The 19,000-nt window shown below is 48.9% G+C and carries 15 protein-coding genes; 13 read left to right on the forward strand and 2 right to left on the reverse strand.

The features are described from left to right. The first annotated feature begins 58 nt into the window (after positions 1 to 58). The gene (locus ACSR9A_RS17100) at positions 59 to 1,204 is read left to right on the forward strand and encodes a glycoside hydrolase family 88/105 protein (RefSeq protein WP_473758500.1); all 1,146 of its coding nucleotides are present in this window, start codon (positions 59 to 61) and stop codon (positions 1,202 to 1,204) included. 27 nt (positions 1,205 to 1,231) lie between these two features. On the opposite strand, the gene ACSR9A_RS17105 is transcribed toward ACSR9A_RS17100, so the two are convergent. Continuing rightward, on the reverse strand, positions 1,232 to 3,529 hold the full coding sequence (locus ACSR9A_RS17105) for a helix-turn-helix domain-containing protein (RefSeq protein WP_473758501.1): 2,298 nt from the start codon (positions 3,527 to 3,529) through the stop codon (positions 1,232 to 1,234). Positions 3,530 to 3,623: 94 nt separating this feature from the next. Between ACSR9A_RS17105 and ACSR9A_RS17110 the strand changes: the two genes are divergently transcribed. The 10 genes from ACSR9A_RS17110 (at position 3,624) to ACSR9A_RS17155 (ending at position 16,806) form a co-directional block, all read left to right on the forward strand. Beyond that, complete coding sequence (locus ACSR9A_RS17110) at positions 3,624 to 5,141, forward strand: extracellular solute-binding protein (protein ID WP_473758502.1); 1,518 nt, start codon at positions 3,624 to 3,626, stop codon at positions 5,139 to 5,141. 183 nt (positions 5,142 to 5,324) lie between these two features. Continuing rightward, the gene (locus tag ACSR9A_RS17115) at positions 5,325 to 6,980 is read left to right on the forward strand and encodes a serine/threonine protein kinase (protein ID WP_473758503.1); all 1,656 of its coding nucleotides are present in this window, start codon (positions 5,325 to 5,327) and stop codon (positions 6,978 to 6,980) included. Positions 6,981 to 7,276: 296 nt separating this feature from the next. After that, entirely contained in the window at positions 7,277 to 8,833 is a 1,557-nt protein-coding gene (locus tag ACSR9A_RS17120; RefSeq protein ID WP_473758504.1) for an ABC-F family ATP-binding cassette domain-containing protein, read from the forward strand. A gap of 266 nt (positions 8,834 to 9,099) precedes the next feature. Beyond that, a complete protein-coding gene (locus ACSR9A_RS17125; protein ID WP_338551486.1) occupies positions 9,100 to 9,798 on the forward strand; it encodes a response regulator transcription factor in 699 nt (232 codons plus the stop codon). After that, positions 9,795 to 11,150, forward strand: a complete 1,356-nt coding sequence (locus ACSR9A_RS17130; RefSeq protein ID WP_473758505.1) for a HAMP domain-containing sensor histidine kinase — start codon at positions 9,795 to 9,797, stop codon at positions 11,148 to 11,150. Before ACSR9A_RS17125 ends, ACSR9A_RS17130 begins: the two co-directional genes overlap by 4 nt. A 17-nt stretch (positions 11,151 to 11,167) precedes the next feature. Then, positions 11,168 to 12,028 (forward strand): carbon-nitrogen hydrolase family protein, encoded by an 861-nt coding sequence (locus ACSR9A_RS17135; protein WP_473758506.1) that lies wholly within the window; start codon positions 11,168 to 11,170, stop codon positions 12,026 to 12,028. A 27-nt stretch (positions 12,029 to 12,055) separates the two neighbouring features. Further along, positions 12,056 to 12,727, forward strand: coding sequence for a GNAT family N-acetyltransferase (locus tag ACSR9A_RS17140; RefSeq protein WP_473758594.1), 672 nt, complete (start codon positions 12,056 to 12,058; stop codon positions 12,725 to 12,727). A 36-nt stretch (positions 12,728 to 12,763) separates the two neighbouring features. Then, positions 12,764 to 13,438 carry a GNAT family N-acetyltransferase gene (locus tag ACSR9A_RS17145; protein WP_473758507.1) on the forward strand — a complete coding sequence of 225 codons (675 nt, stop codon included), beginning with the start codon at positions 12,764 to 12,766 and terminating at the stop codon, positions 13,436 to 13,438. Then, positions 13,435 to 14,235 (forward strand): MBL fold metallo-hydrolase, encoded by an 801-nt coding sequence (locus ACSR9A_RS17150; protein ID WP_473758595.1) that lies wholly within the window; start codon positions 13,435 to 13,437, stop codon positions 14,233 to 14,235. The genes ACSR9A_RS17145 and ACSR9A_RS17150 overlap by 4 nt, the downstream gene beginning before the upstream one ends. Before the next feature lie 612 nt (positions 14,236 to 14,847). Continuing rightward, on the forward strand, positions 14,848 to 16,806 hold the full coding sequence (locus ACSR9A_RS17155; protein ID WP_473758596.1) for an endonuclease MutS2: 1,959 nt from the start codon (positions 14,848 to 14,850) through the stop codon (positions 16,804 to 16,806). 26 nt (positions 16,807 to 16,832) lie between these two features. Here ACSR9A_RS17155 and ACSR9A_RS17160 read toward each other — a convergent pair whose 3' ends face one another. Then, the gene (locus ACSR9A_RS17160; protein ID WP_473758509.1) at positions 16,833 to 17,471 is read right to left on the reverse strand and encodes a thiamine diphosphokinase; all 639 of its coding nucleotides are present in this window, start codon (positions 17,469 to 17,471) and stop codon (positions 16,833 to 16,835) included. Between the two features lie 287 nt (positions 17,472 to 17,758). On the opposite strand from ACSR9A_RS17160, the gene ACSR9A_RS17165 reads away from it, so the two are divergent. After that, positions 17,759 to 18,436, forward strand: a complete 678-nt coding sequence (locus ACSR9A_RS17165) for a trimeric intracellular cation channel family protein (protein WP_473758510.1) — start codon at positions 17,759 to 17,761, stop codon at positions 18,434 to 18,436. Next, entirely contained in the window at positions 18,437 to 18,904 is a 468-nt protein-coding gene (locus ACSR9A_RS17170) for a low molecular weight protein-tyrosine-phosphatase (RefSeq protein WP_473758511.1), read from the forward strand. The last annotated feature ends 96 nt before the right edge of the window (positions 18,905 to 19,000 follow it).

Below are 19,000 nucleotides of genomic sequence, written 5' to 3' on the forward strand. Positions count from 1 at the left end.
TTCGGGGGTTCCCCGGGTTGTCATCCTTGTATCCTATATGAAGAGAGGTTGAAGTCAAATGAGTCTATCCACTTTAGCTGAAACGATGCGTGTACGCGATGCGTTAGCGCTGGAATGGGGCGTTGCCGCCTGCGATTCCTTAATGGCGAGATTTCCCCAAGCGCATGACTTGCCTCCAGCAAACCGCTGGCATTACCATCAAGGCGTATTTTTGTATGGTATGCTCAAGGTATGGGAGCAAAATGGCGACGAGCGCTACTTGCTTTATATTAAAAGCTATGCGGATGCCTTAATCGATCCATATGGGAATCTGACCTTTGATCGCGGCGAGCTGGACGCCATAATGGCTGGGCTGATTCTGTTTACGCTGGATGAACAGTTTGATGATCCGAGGTATCGCCTAGCGGCAGACCGACTGCTCGGACTGTTCGGGACGCTCAATCAGACATCGGAGGGAGGCTTCTGGCATAAGGATAAATATCCGTATCAAATGTGGCTGGATGGCCTCTATATGGGCGGTGTATTCGCAATGATTTATGGTGCGAAATATGACAAGCCTGAGCTACTGGATACGGCGCTCAAGCAGGAGCGATTAATGAATCGGCATATGAAGGATACACGGACAGGATTGCTGTATCATGCGTGGGATGAGACGCGAAGCATGCCATGGGCAAACCTTGAGACGGGCTGCTCACCAGAGTTTTGGGGCCGATCACTCGGCTGGTATGGCATGGCGCTTGTCGATTTTCTCGATGTACTGCCGGCTACACATCCGGGCAGAGCTGCAATCGAGCTGGAGGTCGCGGCCCTTGTTGAAGCGCTCACCGAGTTTCAGGATGATCAAAGCGGATTGTGGTATCAGGTTGTCAATAAAGGCGAGCGGGAGGACAATTGGCTGGAAACCTCGTGCACATGCCTCTTTCTATATACGATAGCGAAAGCGATTAAGCATGGGTGCATTTCAAAAGCTTATTCGGAGATTGCGGTAAAAGGCTATGAAGGGCTGCTCCGCACGCTGCATTCCGATGAGACGGGACTAATTGTGACCGACATCTGCATCGGAACGTCAGCGGGGGATTATCGCAACTATGTGACGCGCCCAACAAGCGAAAACGATTTGCATGGTGTAGGAGCCTTCGTTCTGGCTTGTGTGGAGCTGGATGGCGTACTTAGTTTGCAGCCAGCTCAAGCACAACAGGAATAGGCAGATTAGCCGGGGAGCAGTAAGTGGCTACCCCAGCTGATGCAGCTCCCGGTATTTGCCGGGAGTTGTTCCTTCGAGCTTGCGGAAGGAACGAATGAAATTTTGCGGATTCGTATATTGCAGCCGCTCGGAAATTTCCTTGACCGATATATTGGTATCCTGAAGCAGGCCAAGCGCGATGCGGTGACGATGAGCAGCCAAATATTCGCTGAAGGAAGTTCCAGTTTCCTTGCGGAATACGCTGCTTACATAGTTCGCATTGTAATGCATGCTCGCCGCAATGGCTTCCAGCGTAATCTCCTGGTCATATTGCTGGTGAATCATATGAATGATCTCCTCAGAAATATTTTTATACTGAGAATTGGTTCGCTCCTCTACCGCTACAATAATCGGTTCCACGATGTTTTGCAGAAACCAGTTTCGAACTTCCTTCGGAGAGTGCGGCTTGAACAAATATTCAAATAAGGATGAATGGTCGCCAAGCTCCATCTCGTGAATGCCGAGCGACTGGGACAGATGAATCAAATCAATTAGCAGCCTTGCAGTCGTCAGCTCAAAATCATGGGCGCTCAGCTGCTGCTTAAACACCGCTTCGAATAGCTCCGCCAGCGCTTCGTCGCTTTTGGTGCGATCTCCAAGCTTGATAGCGTCATTTAGCTCCGTTTGCAGGCGTACCGGATAAGAAGTATTGAAGCTCAGCTTTTGTGGTAGATCCCGATAAAACATCGCCGAGGAGTCGCCAAACCGCTTTAGATGCTTATAAGCCTCCATACTTTCCTCAAGCGCAGTGCCCGCTGACTTGAGCTTGTCATGGTAGCCGCTAAAACCGAAGCTGACGGACAGATTCAGCACTTCTTTTACGGTTTGCGCAATTTGCTCTGCCAATGGAACCAATTGGGCAAAAAAAGCATCCTGGTTATGCTCACGGTTCAGCAGAAGTGTAATTTGCGACTGTTCGTAGACGATAGGTGCCAGCCTGTCGCTCGCATCAACCAATTCCTCCACAATATTATTCACGGCGAACAGCAGCAAATCGGTATCGCCCTTCGAATAGCTCGTTCCTTCAAAAAAATCAATGCGCAGCGTCATAATCGCATAGCCTTTAAACGCCGTAGGCAAGGAAAGCGTCTTGAGCCGCTCTTCAATCGTTCGACTGTTGCTTTTTCCTTGGTACAGCTCCATCATGAACAACGTGCGCAAGCTGTCAATCTGATTGTTCATCGTGCTTTCTAATTCGCTTTTCTCGCGAATGACATGCCGAATTTGATCGGCAATATAGACGAAGCCGTCGCGGCTTGGCTTATCATGCTTGGAGGGAAACAGCTGGAAGACGCTCACAAACAGCTGCTCAATCGGCTTATACAAGCGTTGAGAGCCGAACCAGGTCACAAGCAGCGTAATAGCAAGCAATGCTAGGCAAATAAACACAGTAAACCAGCCAATGGCACGGGATTGCTTCGACAACGCATGGAGAGATGTAATAGAAGCATACGTCCATCCGTTATAATCAGACTTGCGGTAGGATACCGTATAGTCTGTCCCTTCTAGCTGCGTATCAAATTGAGCAAGGAGGGAGTCAGATTTAGTAATATCCTGATAAAGGGCAGTGAATAAGCCCTCAGACGGCAGCAGCTCTTCATTTTGCCCAAACAGCAGCTCGCCTCTATCATTAAATACGAGCACAGCTTCGCTATTTTTATCAAAGGAAAGCAGCTCGTTCAAATAGCAGGAAGGGATCGTCGACACCGCGAGCCCATTTTTGGTTGAAGCCGTCAGCGGCAGCTTCTTTACGAGGCTGATGCCGTATGTACAACGACTTGAGGATTGGCCAAGCAGCACGGTATTGCTGACGGGCTCTGTAATCCATTGCGAATCGAAGGGCAGCTCCTTATATTGAAGCAGCTGGTCTTTTTTGTCTAATTCACTCAGTCGATATAGGCCAGAGTTGTCAATATACCAATTTTCCCGGGTACTTAATAAAATAATATTTTCAATTCCTGTATCAAATGTCTGTAAATGGTTGACTTCTTGCTTGATTTGGTTAAATAATTGAAATTGTTCCACATTAAGCGGTTCCAACATGGCGGACTTCAAAAAAGACGAATTGACGAAATACGTCATAGAATGGTCTACGGTACGCATGACCTGCTCCACATTCATTTGCATTTGCTCCAACTGCAACAGCTTGGATGCGTTTACATTTTGCTGAATTGTGTCGGAGGATTTCATGTAGGAGAATAGTCCAACAATAATGACGGGTAAGGAACTAATTAGAAAGCCGAACAGCAAAATGCGCAAAAAATACCGATTAGGTGGGGCTGCCATCATATCTCCTCCAAAACTATTGCGAGCCACACGCTGCACTGCTTCGCAACTATAATTACTAGGGTATTATACCAGAAAGTGGGTCAAGTTGCCTATGAATTTTGTGAAGAGACAGATTCATCGCTGTGCGAAATCGGTTTTAACGGCCTTAGTATGCGGAGCAGCTGTAGTGATGGTTTCCTGCCAACAGCTCGATGAGAGTGTGGCCGCCCAGAGCAAGGAAGCGCCGCTTGCTTTAACGTGGACAGCCGTTCAATACACGGAAAGCCCGCCATCTGATGTTGTGCTGGGGCATATTGAGGAAGCGACCAACACGAAGCTGTCCATTATTTGGGTCGCTGATGCAATGAAGGAGGATAAGCTGAACATCGCGCTTGCTTCGGATGCGCTTACCAAAATCGTCACGATTCAGGATATTCACAATTCTGCTTTTTTGAGTGCGGTGCGTGCCGGTGCTTTTTGGGAAATTGGTCCTTATTTATCGCAATTTTCGAATTTGAACGCAATGGACAAGACGATTTTGCAAAATACATCAATTGATAACAAAATATATGGCATTTATCGGGAGCGAGACTTATCCCGCCAGGGCATCATCTACCGCAAGGATTGGCTCGACCAGTTGAAGCTGGAAGCTCCGTCAGATCTGGAAAGCCTTTATAAAGTAATGGAGGCGTTCACGAAAAATGATCCTGATGGCAATGGTTTAAATGATACCTACGGCCTAACGGATCGCAACGATTTGAAGTTTGGCGCTTTCCAAACGCTGGCCTCTTATTTTGGCACACCTAATGATTGGGGCTGGAAGGGTGGAGAGCTGCAGCCTGCATTTATGTTCAGCGCTTATAAGGATACGATGAAATTTATGCGGGAGCTGTATGAAGGGAAATTAATGAATGAGCAGTTTGCGGTGACGAGCAAGCAGCAGCAATGGGAGGAATTTACGGAGGGGCGCGCGGGTGTTTATATAGGAAACATGGATGATGGCCGTAATTTATATAAGACGCTTATTCAAAGCAATCCAAAAGCCGAAATTGATTTGGTGAACCGGATCAACGGGCCTGACGGCAAGCCGCATGTATGGTCGCAGGCGGGGCATAACGGCATATTCGTATTTCCAAAATCGCAGGTAAAAAGCGAGGCTGAGCTGCTGCGCATTCTTGAATTTTTTAATCGGCTTGCTGACCCAGAGCTCATATATATGCTGAATTATGGCGTTGAAGGCATTCACTATAAGCTGGAAAATGGTGATATGGTAGAGCTGCTCTCCAATGAAAGCGAGCGATGGGAGCAGGAGGTACGACCGCTTATTTCGCTGATGGGGCTCAGAGCGCTTGCTATTCGTCCGCAGGGTGATCCGCTTAGGGAAAAAAGCGACCGCTTGACAGAGGATAATCGCAGCTTCCTCGTCGTCAACCCTGCCGCCTCGCTTGATTCTCCAACCGCCAATGAACGTGGAGGCGAGCTGAATATCATTATTCAAAACGCGACCAACTCTTTTATTCTTGGTTTGCTTGATGAGCAAGGGTTCGATAAGGAAGTAGAGCGGTGGAAGAAGCTTGGCGGCGACCAGATTATTCAGGAGTTTAACGCGGGATATGCGGGCAGATCGTAACATTCGCATAGTGAATAATACTTAAATTGTTATTTTGTTTTTGATGTCTGCATGATATAATCAGCGTTAAAATAAAGTTTAATGTTATTTTAAACGATGAGCGGGAAAGCATCCCGGCTGGAAGACGAACGAGATTCGTCTGTCCAGCCGGGATTTTTGCATTTCTAGGGAAGGGTGGTCAACATGGAAAGAAGCGAAGTTATCCGTGAAGGAGAGCATGAACTCCCACTTTGGGAGACGGGTTCAATAATAGCAGATCGCTATGCCGTTATCCGGGTGCTGGGCAAGGGAGGAATGGGCATCGTATATGCGGTGGAAGACCGAAAGCTGCAGGGCAAGCTGCGGGCAATTAAAATTACACCTCTATCGGTAGAGGAGGAAGTGGACGAAGCTCATTCCATTACCGCGGAGGCGGGCATGCTAGTGCGGCTAAATCATCCGAACCTACCTCATATCGTGGATGCTTTTCCGATACATAAACAATCTGTTTATGCGGTTGTGATGGATTTCATTCATGGAGAAACGCTTGCTGTACAATTTCAAAAACGACAGTGCCAAATGATGCTGCTTGAGGTGGTTCAGCTTGGGCTCCAGTTGTGTTCGGCACTTAACTACCTGCACCGTCAAAGGCCGCAAATCATTCATAGGGATTTAAAACCGTCCAATGTCATGGTGGAGGAAGGGGGCGGACATCTGCGTCTAATTGATTTTGGCATTGCAAGGCAGGTTAAAGCAATGGGAGGCCAAGATACGCAAAAGCTTGGTACACCGGGCTTTGCAGCTCCTGAACAGTATCAAGGCAGCAGCCAAAGTGATCTCCGAACGGATGTATATGGGCTTGGAGCACTGCTCTATTATTTGGCAAGCGGGGGTGAGCTGTATCAGCCCCTTCCCGTTGTTCCACGGCTAGAGCCTCACTTTCAATGGAAGGGTCGAATGAATGCAGAGGGCTCTCTTATGTTGGCTAATGTGCTTAGCAGGATGCTCGCCTATCGACTCGAGGACCGCACCGCAAATATGGAGCAAGTAGAGCGCGAACTGCTGGCAATCGTTCAACTTGCTGGTGGCGATCATGTCAGGCCGGCATTCGGCTGCCCCAATAGGCAAGGTCACGTTAGTGCGGCAGCAAATGGCGTCACGATTGCCCTATTGTCATTGTCACCCGGAGCGGGAGCAACTTTTGCCGCTATTACGCTAGCCAAGCTGCTTGGTCAAAGCGGAGTGAGCTGCATCGCAGCTGAATTTCCAAGCAATCAGTCGGAATGGCATGCGCTCCTGCCCTCTCAATATGCTAGCGGAAGGCTAGCATTCGGTAATTATTGGACCTGGCAGGAAGGCGCTATCCAGTGGCTTGCCCAAGAGCCTGCCCGTATAGAGCCAGAAGCATACGACTTGGAAAAATGGGAGCTTTTTTTGAATCAGCAGCATTACGGAGTGAAAATTGTCGATTTCTCGAGCTTCAATGAGCAAGCATCAGACGAGTGGCTGTCTCGGTGTCAACTGGTTTGTATAGTCGCCGATCCTTTTCCGGCAAAATGGCAGCAGCCACAGCTGCGTCGCCTTCAAATGCTTCAGCAGAAGCTGAATGCTCAGGAAGGGCGTTTCGTATGGTTGGCCAATAAGGATAACCGCTTCGTGGAGCGGGAGCAATGGCTGCAATTACTGCCAGAGCAGCCAATAGCAGTGCTGCCTATGCTGCCAGCAGCCGATTGGCTTAATGGGCTTTGGAGCGGCAAATGGGTGACGGAGGACAAACGGCTTGGCAAGCCTGTTAAGCAGGCATTTAATCCGCTGCTTGAGTTAATTGGCCAAATGGTGAAAAAGGGTAAAGGGAAATGAGGCTGCCGATGGAGCCGGTCGGCTTAACTTCCTTTGTCCACCTCACAGTAGCAGCGGCCTGAAGAGACAAAGCCCACATTGAAATTTTACACAACTGAGCAGCTCTTGTGGTACAATAGATCGGGCATAAACATATATAAGCTTAAAAACGACAAGTATTGCGCACCGACACAAGCGCCGAAAAGGCAAAGTGATGCGGGCGTTTTCATACGATGAGGTTTTGTTTGTCCTATTCCCAGCCTGGGAATGGAGCGAATCCTTGCCATAAACAAGTGCATGAATGGAGCTAAGAAGAAATGAGTTTATTAACAGTAGAGCAATTATCCCATACGTTTGGTGACCGCGTTTTGTTCAAAAACGTATCGTTCCGCCTGCTGGCTGGCGAGCATGTTGGTCTTGTAGGCGCCAATGGAACGGGAAAATCGACAATGATGAACATTTTGACCGGAAAGCTGCTTAAGGATGAAGGCAAAGTAGAATGGACACCACGCGTCCGCTACGGCTATCTGGATCAGCATACGAAATTAACGCCGGGCAAGTCGATTCGGGATGTGCTGAAGGATGCTTTTGCACCGATGCTGCTGCTCGAGCAGGAATTGAATGATATTGCGCTGCAAATGGGCGATGCCGATCCGGATACGCTGGAGCAGCTGCTGGAGCGGATGGGTGAAATTCAGGAAGAGCTGGAAATTGGCGATTTCTATTTAATCGATGTCAAGGTTGACGAGATGGCCAATGGTCTAGGGCTGAATGCGATTGGGCTTGAACGCGACGTAACGGCGCTCAGCGGTGGACAGCGGACGAAGGTGTTGCTTGCCAAGCTGCTTCTGGAGAAGCCGACGGTCTTATTGCTCGATGAGCCTACGAACTATTTGGATGAAGAGCATATTAATTGGCTCACGAACTATTTGAAGTCGTATCCTTATGCGTTCGTTCTGATTTCCCATGATACGGGCTTTATGAACCAAGTGGTTGATATTATTTACCATCTGGAGTTTTCCAAGCTGACCCGTTATTCCGCCAACTATGAGAAGTTCCTTGAGATGGCAGATATGAACAAAGCCCAGCATATTGACGCTTATGAGAAGCAGAAGGATTTTATCAAGAAGCAGGAAGATTTTATTTCGCGCAATAAAGCGCGTGCTTCGACTTCTGGACGGGCGAAGAGCCGTGAGAAGCAGCTTGATCGGATCGATCGCATCGACAAGCCGGAGGAAGCGGCTAAGCCGACCTTTGGTTTTAAGGATGCCCGTACGAGCGGTAAAACGGTATTCGAAGCGGAGGGGTTGTCCATCGGCTACAATAAGCCGCTGCTGCCTAATATGAACATGCTGATCGAGCGCGGTGACAAAATTGCGATCGTAGGCTGCAACGGTGTCGGCAAATCAACGCTGCTTAAAACGATTCTCGGCGTCGTTCCAGCGCTTGACGGTAAAGTTTATCGCGGCGATTATTTGCACCCGGCATATTTCGAGCAGGAAGCAAAGGCACCAACGATGACGCCCCTGGATGATGTATGGAATGAATTTTCGAATATGACGCAAAGTGAAGTTCGTGGAGCTCTTGCCCGTTGCGGCTTGAAAAATGAGCATATTACGCGGGCGCTCAACCAATTGAGCGGCGGCGAGCAGGCGAAGGTTCGTCTTTGCAAGCTGATGCTGCGCGAAAGCAACTGGATTTTGTTCGATGAGCCGACGAACCATTTGGATGTCATTGCAAAAGCCGAGTTGAAGCGCGCGCTTAGCGTATTCAAAGGCACCGTCGTTCTCGTGTCCCACGAACCTGATTTTTATGAGGATTGGGTTACGAAAACTTGGGATGTCGAAAGCTGGTCCATGCAAACCCAGAATTAAACGGGCTGCAGCTTGAAATATAGGAAAGTATATGATTTTGCCATACTTTCTCTATATTTCTCGGACTGAAACGTGCCGCGCCGCCAGAGGAAGAGGACGGCTTTCAGCCGTTTCACCTTGATCGTAATAACGCTTGAGGAAAACAAGCAAGCCGGACTGCAAGCGGCAGTAGTCCGGCTTGCTTGCATTTGAATCGAAGATTCCTTTATGATGAGTACAAAACGGGTCCATGTAGGAATATTTGCTAAGGTAGGTGAACGCTTAAGATGAAAGAACGTGTCCTGGTAGTAGAAGATGAAGCAGGCATTTCCCGCATTTTACAGCTTGAGCTTGAGCATGAAGGTTATACAGTAGGCACGGCTTTGGACGGACGGACAGGCTATGAAATGGCATCGTCAGGGGAGTGGGAGCTCGTGCTGCTGGATGTCATGCTGCCGGAGCTAAACGGTATTGAAGTGCTGCGCCGTCTGCGACAGGCGGGCAATACGGTGCCCGTTATTTTGCTTACAGCGAGAGATACCGTTCCCGATAAAGTTAGCGGCTTTGAGCATGGGGCTAACGATTATATTACGAAGCCGTTTGCAATGGAGGAGCTGCTCGCGCGCGTTCGTAATATTTTGCGTATATTCCAGCAAAATCCGCGTGAATCCGAAGGCTCGGATATGATTAAGGTTGGCGATTTGACGATTGAACTGCGCACGCGCAAAGTTTTCCGCAAAGACATTATTATCGAGCTTACGCCGCGAGAATTTGAATTGCTCGTTTATTTGGTTGAAAACAAAAATGAAGAGAAATCCCGTGAGGATATCCTCTCCGAGGTATGGGGGTATGATTTCATCGGCGAGACGAATCTGGTCGATGTGTACATCCGGTACTTGCGGCAAAAGCTGGACAAAGGCTACCGCCACAAGCTCATTCATACCGTTCGGGGTGTTGGTTATATGGTCAAGGAGCCTGACGCATGACGCTGCGTAAACGATTTACGCTTTTCACGATATTCTGGCTTATTTTCATATTGATTTTGTTTAACATTTTCGTTTATTTTTATGTCATAAAGATTACGACAGAAAGCGAAGAGCGCGTTATCGCAAACAAAGTCACTCTCATGCTGGAAAATCCGCAAATCCAAAGCGGCAAAGGGCTTAACAATTCGGATTTGCTAAGTGAATATTACAATGTGAATGAAATGATTCGCATTGTGCAGCTAGATAACAAGGTCGTTAATATTACAGGCTCGGACCCTGTGTTGCTGGGTCTCCCAGCAGCTTTTGAAAAGCAACATGATACCGGTATGATTTCGAAGGGCGGCGAACGTATTTTGTATACGCGCGTTCCCCTTTACGATGGGACAGAAATCGTCGGCATGCTGGAAATTAACAGAGTCTTGAATGAGCTGGATAATTATTTGCAAATTTTAGTGGCCGCGCTCACGGTAACGAGCGCGGGTGCGATTTTGTTCGCGATATTCGGTACGTATTGGTTCACGTCTAGACTGACGGCGCCTATTCAGCAAATGGTTACGACGATGCGGGAAATCGACCGCAGCGGGAAGCTGCGAGTTATTGAGACGACTAATCACGAGGAATCTGCAGAGCTGCAGCAGCTGATTCGGGCTTTCAATCAAATGATTGAGCGGCTGGATCGTACGTTTGAGAAGCAGAAGCAGTTTGTGGCAGACGCATCTCATGAGCTCAAAACGCCGCTAACGGTCATTTCCAGCTATGCCAATATGCTCAAGCGCTGGGGACGCGACGATGCCGCAGTGCGAGATGAAGCGATTGAAGCGATTGACCGGGAAGCGAAACGGATGCAGAACTTGACTAAGTCCATGCTAACGCTTGCCGAAGCTGAGCAAGAGGATTGGCTGAAGCAGGAGCAGTTCGATGTCGTTCAGGCTATCGATGAGCTGGCAGGCATGCTGCAGACAACGTTTCACCGTCCGATTCGGATTAAAACAAGCTCGAAAATGATCAGGATGTATGGCGATAAAGAAAAAATTAAACAACTGTTCGTCATTTTGCTCGATAATGCCATAAAGTATAGTAAGGATTCGATTGATGTTTCGGTTAGCCAAGTGAAAACAATCGTCAAGATTGAAGTCAAAGATAGAGGCGTAGGCATTCCAGAGAGTGATCTGCCGCATTTGTTTGAACGTTTTTATCGGGTCGACGGTGCTAGAAGCCGTGCGACTGGCGGAGCCGGACTCGGTCTTTCCATTGCAAAACGAATTGTTGATTTGCATGATGGCAAGGTAGATGTATTCAGTCAGCAGGATATTGGCACGACGATTACACTTCAATTTAAACAACGAAAGTAACGGTAGGAGGGTCGGTTTTGAAATATAGAGTAGCGGCCGTTCAATACAAATTGGCCGACATCAGCTCTTTTGAGCAATTCGCCGAGCAGGTCGCGCATTATGTGCGCAATGCCTCGGAATACGGCACACAGTTTCTTTTATTTCCTGAGTTTTTTACAACGCAGCTGTTGTCCATCAGTGACAGCAGCGGCAAAGCCTTGAAGTTCGACCAACTCCCTAGCTTTACAGCTGCCTATGAAGAGTTGTTCGTTAAGCTGGCGGCGGAATACAATATGCACATTGTGGCAGGAACCCATGTTGTAGAAGTGGAAGGCGGGAAGCTTCGCAATGTTGCACATCTGTTCCATCCGGATGGAAAGATCGACCGTCAGTCAAAAATCCATCTGACCCCGACGGAAGTGAGCGATTGGGCGATGTCACCAGGCGAAGGTCTGGAAGTGTTCCAAACCCCGTATGGCACAATCGCCATGCTGACCTGTTATGATATTGAATTTCCAGAAATCGTGCGTATGGCAAGAGCGAAAGGGGCGGACGTCATTTTCTGCCCATCCTGCACGGATGATCGCCACGGCTTTTATCGCGTTCGTTATAGCGCTCATGCACGCACGATAGAAAATCAAGTCTATGTGGTGACGACGGGTACAGTGGGCTCGCTGCGGAAGGTCGATTTTATGCGGGCCAACTTTGGGCAAGCGGCGATTTTGTCGCCTAATGATATCCCCTTTCCGCCGGGCGGCATTTTGGCAGAAGGAATCATTAATGATGATATGCTTGTTGTGGCTGATCTTGATCTGAAGCTGCTTGAAGATGTGCGCACCGCAGGCTCTGTTACAACGTGGCGGGACCGTCGCACTGATCTTTATACCGATTGGTATTAAAGCTTTCCCTGGCAGAAGGGATGTGGCATTATTCGTAAACAATTATATGTATATCATGAGGATGCTCCGGTAGAGGCTGTCATTCGGCGCTACTCCGAGCAGGACTTTGCAGGGCTGATCGACGTACAGCGCGAAAGCTTCCCGCCACCGTTTCCTTCGGATTTATGGTGGAGCAAGGAGCAGCTTGCCGAACATGTTTCCCGTTTTCCCGAAGGTGCGCTATGTGCTGAAATAGGTGGCAGGCTTATCGGATCGATGACAGGCCTTATTGTTAATATGGATGATTATGGACATTCACACAGCTGGGAAACGATTACGGATAATGGTTTTATTCGCAATCATGACGGCAGCGGCGACACGCTTTATGTTGTAGATATTTGTGTGATTCCAGAGTATCGAAAGTCGGGCATTGGAAAATGGCTGATGCAGACGATGTATGAGACAGTCGTGCATTTACAGCTAAAAAGGCTGCTTGGTGGAGGGCGTATGCCCGGCTACCATCGTTATGCAGACGAAATAACACCGGAAAATTACGTTAGTGGGGTCGTTGCTGGAACATACAGCGACCCTGTTCTGTCTTTTCTGCTGCGCTGCGGCCGTACTCCTACAGGGGTGGCGGCTAATTATTTGGAAGACGAGCAGTCCTGCGGCTATGCAGCTTTGATGGAATGGCGTAATCCATTTCTTGCTGCCGATTAAATCCAATACCTGTACCTAATGAAAGGGGATATTTTCATGCTGTATCATCGTATTACGTCGATTGACGACCCTTATTTTGCGGAGCTGCATAAGCTGCTTCAAACGATTTTTCCGCCGGAAGAAGTGCTGGCTTATGAGCTATGGAGAGAACCGCTCGAGGATGTGGGTATCCATGTTTATGTTGCGGTAGAAGACGGCAAAGTAATAGGCTCCACGGAATATCGTTATTATCCAGAGCTGCGCGTTGCGATGACCGACTTCACCATAATTGGACAAGCTGGCAAGGGCATCGGGCGCTTCCTGCTGCGTGCTAGGGAAAAGGATTTGGCGCGTCTTGCTGAGCAATCCGGCACAGAATCAATCGGCATGTTTGCGGAAATTTATAACCCATATGAAAGGGAAGAGCAGCATGCATTTGGTGGCGTAACGCCAATGAATCCATTTGTGCGCCGCGAAGTATTGTCGCATATCGGATATAACCGATTGGATTTCCCGTATGTACATCCGTCTTGGGACCATGAGGGTCAAGCCGTAACGGGCCTTCAGCTCAGCTTCCTGCCTGCTGATGAGAATTTAGCATTTTTGCCGGCTTCACTCATCGTGACTTTTCTTGAAGGCTACTATGAGGCGCTGCCTAATAAACCGCAAGCTTGGCTCGATATGATTAATCAGCTGCGACAACAGGAGCAGGTCGCACTGCTGCCGCTATAATGCGCATTACATTTCGCGGGACAGGTGATTCGATGGGTGTTCCGCGTGTTTATTGCAGCTGCGCGGTATGTGAAGAGGCGAGAAGCACGGGCATTAATCGCCGCTTGCGTTCTCTTGTGCAGCTTGATGGATGGGGAGCGGGACCTGCAGGTGTAGCTGATGAAACGGTATGGATTGACTGCGGCCCTGATTGGGGAAGGCAAATGGAAGCGGCAGGCCTCCGTTTCGTCAGACGGATTTTAATTACGCATGCCCATTTTGATCATATTGGCGGTCTAGTGGAATGGGCCGATGCTTGCCGCTGGCTGAACATGAAGGGCGAGGCTTTTGCAGCGGCTGAGGTGATTAGCGAAATTAACGCTCGTTTTCCTTGGCTGCAGCAGCAAATCGATTTTCATGCGATAGACGGCGGAAATTTGCGGATTGGCAGCTGGGATATAACAAGCTGGCGAATTAATCATGGCAAAAATGGCTATGCTTATGCTTTTCGCTTCGATCATGCGGTCGAATTGCGTTCATGGGCTTATTGCTCTGACGCCATTGGGCTGACCGATGAACAGCAGCAGCCGCTTTATGGTCTTGATCTGCTGGTGCTCGGCACTAGCTTTTATAAAGAACCGTTCGCCTATGAAACCCGTTCTGTTTATGATGTAACGGAAGCGCTGGAGCTGCTTCAACTTTGGCGGCCGAAACATACGATTTTTACGCATATGTCTCACGACATTGATTTGAATAACGATTATGGACTTCCAGCTGCTGTACAGTTTGCAAGGGCGGCTCTGGAAGTGACGGTATAGCAAGGTATAGACTGGCCCCGACAGAGCATGAGCATAAAGTTTCTGGCGAAAGCTAATGGGGTTGACAAGAGGCTTGTACTTGAAGTAAATTGGAATTATATTTTGTTGGCTGGATGGTTCAGGAAGGGGTTTATTTTATGTTGACAGGTGTTCTTAACTCATAAATTGGATAGATTAGATCGCGTTGAAGGCGAATGGGAGCTTGCTGGCTGCTTTGTGCAGTTATGGCAGGTTTCTATGAACGCATATTCATCAGCCGTCTGATACCAAGAGTTAAGAACATGTGGACTCCGCCTGAATGCTATTCGGCAGCGGTCTGACCACCGTGCTCTTGCAGCACGGTTTTTTTGCGTTATTTCCTAATATTAACCGTTTATATATGGCGGTTGCGTTAGGCTGAATAACGTTTGGTTAGGTATAGCAGCCGTTTAAAACAGGAATGGAACGCTCATGCGTTCTGTTCCTGTTTTTTTTGTAAATAGGCATCTATATCTGCACGAATTGGTCGTTTCACATAGGGCGACAACGTTGTGTAGGCTCGGTTTATTTCGAATTATTCACGCCAGCAAAATAGGAAATACATCCGATTTTAATGAGGAGCGATTGAAAATGATGCACGAAGCTACGCTAAAGCGTTTGGAATATGACAAATTGAAGGAACAATTGATCGACTATACCGTTTCGCCAGCGGGGCGATTACTGGCGGAACGCCATATGCCCAGCATAGAAATTAGACAAATTCAAGCATGGCTGTCAGAGACAGAGGAAGCCTCCGCCTTGCTTGCATCCGGGGCAAGTGTTCCTTTATCCGCGATGGAGGGGATTGATCCTTTTCTGGCGCTGCTGGGCAAAGGACGAATTTATGTCGAGCAGGAGCTGGAGCAATTACAGACATGGCTAGCTTCTGTTATGCAAATGAGGAGATATATGGCCAGTAAGCGGGGGATTGCACCGATCATTGCCAGCTATGCAGATTCCATGCATGATTGCCCGGAGCTGCGGGAGGAGCTGAGCCGCTGTATTCGTTACGGAAGCCTCACCGATCAAGCTAGCGCTGCGCTCGCAGAAATTCGCAGGCATCGCTACGCGGTAGAGGATAAAATCAGTCGTAAAATGGAAGCTTCGCTTTCCAAATATAAATCAGCCTTACAGGAGTCGATTATTAGTAAACGAAGCGGCAGGCTTGTTATCGCTGTGAAGCGCGAGCTGCGCAAACAGGTGCCGGGCACGGTGTGGGATGAATCGGCTAGCGGGCAAACCTTATTCGTAGAACCGGTTGATGTGGCCGATTTGCAAGTAGAGCTGCGGCAATGGGAGGCAGAGGAGGAGCGCGAGCGCACTGTTATTTTATCGGGCTTATCCGATTTGGCTGATGCGCATGAAGCCGAGCTTAGACTTAATTTAGAGGCGATGGCCACTTTCGATTTCATTATGGCGCGCGGCAAGCTTTCGCGTTCCTACGCTGGTCAATCGTTTCAATTGACCGATGAACCTCACATCTCTTTATCACAAGCCCGTCACCCGCTGCTTGGCCAGTCGGCGGTTCCGCTTGATGTGGAGCTCGGTCCGAATTGGAGCCAGCTCATTATTACAGGGCCCAATACGGGCGGGAAAACAGCGACGCTGAAAACAATCGGCCTGCTCGCGCTGCTCGCTCAGTCAGGGCTGCTGGTTCCGGCGGGGGAAGGGAGTCGCTTCGGCATTTTCCGGACGATTATTGCAGATTTAGGAGATGGACAAAGCTTGGAGCAATCGTTAAGCACCTTCTCCTCGCATATTCGTGTATTAGGCGAAATGCTGGAATCAGCTGGACCGCGTTCCTTGCTGCTGCTTGATGAACTGGCGGCAGGCACAGATCCAGGCGAAGGCATAGCGCTATCAATAGCCGTGTTGGAGGAGCTTCACAATCGAAGAGCTTTGACGGCGGCAACGACACATTTTAATGAGATTAAGCAATATGCTTCGCGCACGAAGGGCTGTATGAATGCACGAATGGCTTTTGATCCGGATACCTTGCTTCCGTTATACCAATTGATCATTGGTGAGGCAGGGGAAAGTCAAGCCTTCGCAATTGCCCGTCGATATGGTTTGCCAGAGCGGGTGATGCAGCGGGCCGAGCAGCTTGCAGCTAATCGTCAGCAGATCGTAACCCTAGGCCAAGATGAACTAAGCACAGATGTTAAAGCAGAACAAAACGAAGCTCAAACCGAAGCTCATACCGAGGCCCAAGTGAAAAATAGCAGCAAAAAAGAAGAGGACGCAGGCAAAACCGCCTTGCAGCCCTTACAAGCGGGCGACGCGGTATGGATTTATCCGCTGAAGCGACTGGGTATCGTTTTTCGTCCGGCTGACGCCCGAGGAGAGGTCATTGTTCAGGTGCAGGGCCGCAAGCTGGCCTTCAATCGAAAGCGGCTGAAGCTGTCAATTGGCAGGGAGGAGCTGTATCCTGGGGAAGATTATGATATGAGTATCGTCTTTGATTCCAAGGAAAACCGCAAGCTCCGCAAACAGCTCAGCCGCAAGCATGTGGAAGGGCTGGTCATCGAGATGAAGCCCGAGGCTTTTGAATGATGTTTGTGCAGTCAGCTCATTATTGCTTAATCACGGCTCTGGATAATGAGCAGCATTCCGTCATCAATTGTAATGCTTCCTTCCGTCTCCGCAAGTACATTGCTTATGCCCAGAGATTGGCCGATCTTCAAGCTGGCATTATGCAGAGGGTATTGAAAGCCGCTTAATGTAATGCCAGAAACAGCAGAAGTTAAGGGCAGCAGGGAAACATTCGAATATAGCCCTTTCTGTATTACTCGTTTAGAGGAAGTGACAGTAATACAGTTATGTTCGTCGATAATACAGGCGGGAATACCCCGCTGTTCGGCGAGCACAAGCAGCTGCACATTCGATAACGAATGATCAAAACGAGTGCCTAAGGCGCCCAGTAAAATAATTTCATCCGGATTTTGCTCCAGCGCATAGCGCAAAGCCATTTCTGTATCCGTATAATCTTTATAAACCGGATCACAGGTAATCAACTCCGTGCTGGCTGAGCGTATTAGCTCCAACTGCTCGTCCGTTACGGAATCAAAATCGCCTATTGCAAGCTGCGGTGCATATCCCTGCTCCACCAAAAATAGTGCGCCACGGTCGGCGCCAATGCGAAAGGCATCCTGCTTCAGATGCGGCAGCGCAAAGGCACCAAGCTCGCCGCCTGAGCAAATGACTATTCGTTGAGGCATATTCGCTTCCTTCTTTCTCTAACCTATTTGTTCAACTATAAGCAACTATAAGCAAGTATAAGTTAGACCCTTATAAGGGGCCTATATTTCACCCTCGAAACGGTAACTTTGCCGCAAAAGGACGGCGACAGCCGTTTCACCTTGTTGCTTGTCGCTTTTGCTAGTATATAGTTTCTTTGAGCAGAAACACCAGTAGCAGGTAGAATTTCGGCAGCAAATTGACGAAATATGTCGTTGCTTTACGAAAGCGCCGGGGCTAAAATGGGAAAGGATAGACCATTCGATAGATGACATTGGATGGGAGAACGGAAGCGGGGGCGTACACGTTGGATTTGGAGATTTTTGGCGTATTCAGCATTATCGGCACTATTGCCTTTGCCGTCAGCGGCGCGGTTGTGGCAATGGAGGAGGAATACGACATTCTTGGCGTTTTTGTGCTAGGTCTGGTTACGGCGTTTGGCGGAGGGGTCATAAGGAATTTGCTTATCGGCGTTCCGGTCACGTCGCTTTGGAGCCAGGGGAGCTTGCTGAAAATCGCGCTCATTGCAATGACGATTGCTTTTTTGCTGCCGGTTAAATGGATTTATACGTGGCGCAAAAGCGAAGCTTTTTTCGATGCGATCGGTTTATCAGCTTTTGCTATTCAGGGCGCGCTGTATGCGACGCAGATGAACCATCCCATTAGCGCCGTGATGGTAGCGGCTATGCTGACAGGTATCGGCGGAGGCATCATTCGCGATGTGCTGGCAGGGCGCAAGCCGCTTGTGCTGCGGGATGAAATTTATGCCGTTTGGGCGATGATTGGCGGTTTGGTTATTGGCAAAGGCTGGTTTCATTCGACGCTCGATTTGCTGTTCCTGTTCTTGCTCATTATTGTGTTCAGGATGCTGTCGGTGTATTACAAATGGAAGCTGCCGCGTCGCTCGCTGCGGGAGAAAATCGTTCAGGAGAAAGGAGAGGCCTAATTGAAGAAAAGAGTATTGTTTGTTTGTCTCGGCAATATTTGCCGTTCCCCGATGGCGGAAGCTGTTTTTCGCAGCAAGGTGGAGCAATCGGGGCTGTCAGATCAAATTATTGTAGACTCGGCAGGTACGGGAGATTGGCATATCGGCCATCCTCCGCATGAAGGCACACGCAAGGAGCTTGATTTAAACGGTATATCCTATACGGGTATGAAGGCGCGTCAGTTCACGCAGCAGGATGATGTGGATTTTGACTTTATCGTCTGCATGGATACGAAAAACGAGCGCGATGTGCGTGAAATTCTCGGAACGCGTGCGGGAAGCGCAGAAGTGCTTACCTTTATGAGCCTGCTGCCCGAGCGTGGGGTAACGGATGTGCCAGATCCTTATTATACGGGTCAATTCGATTATGTATTTGAACTGGTGGATGCGGGCTGCGAGCGGCTGCTAGACCATGTGAAGCTTAAGTAAACTGGCCTTGTGAGAATGCAGCAGGTGAATAGCTCAAGGTGAAACGGCTCTCGCCGTCCTTTGGCGGCGCGGCGCGTTTCAATCCGAGAAATATAG

The sequence above is a fragment of the Paenibacillus sp. R-74696 genome (assembly GCF_055814915.1).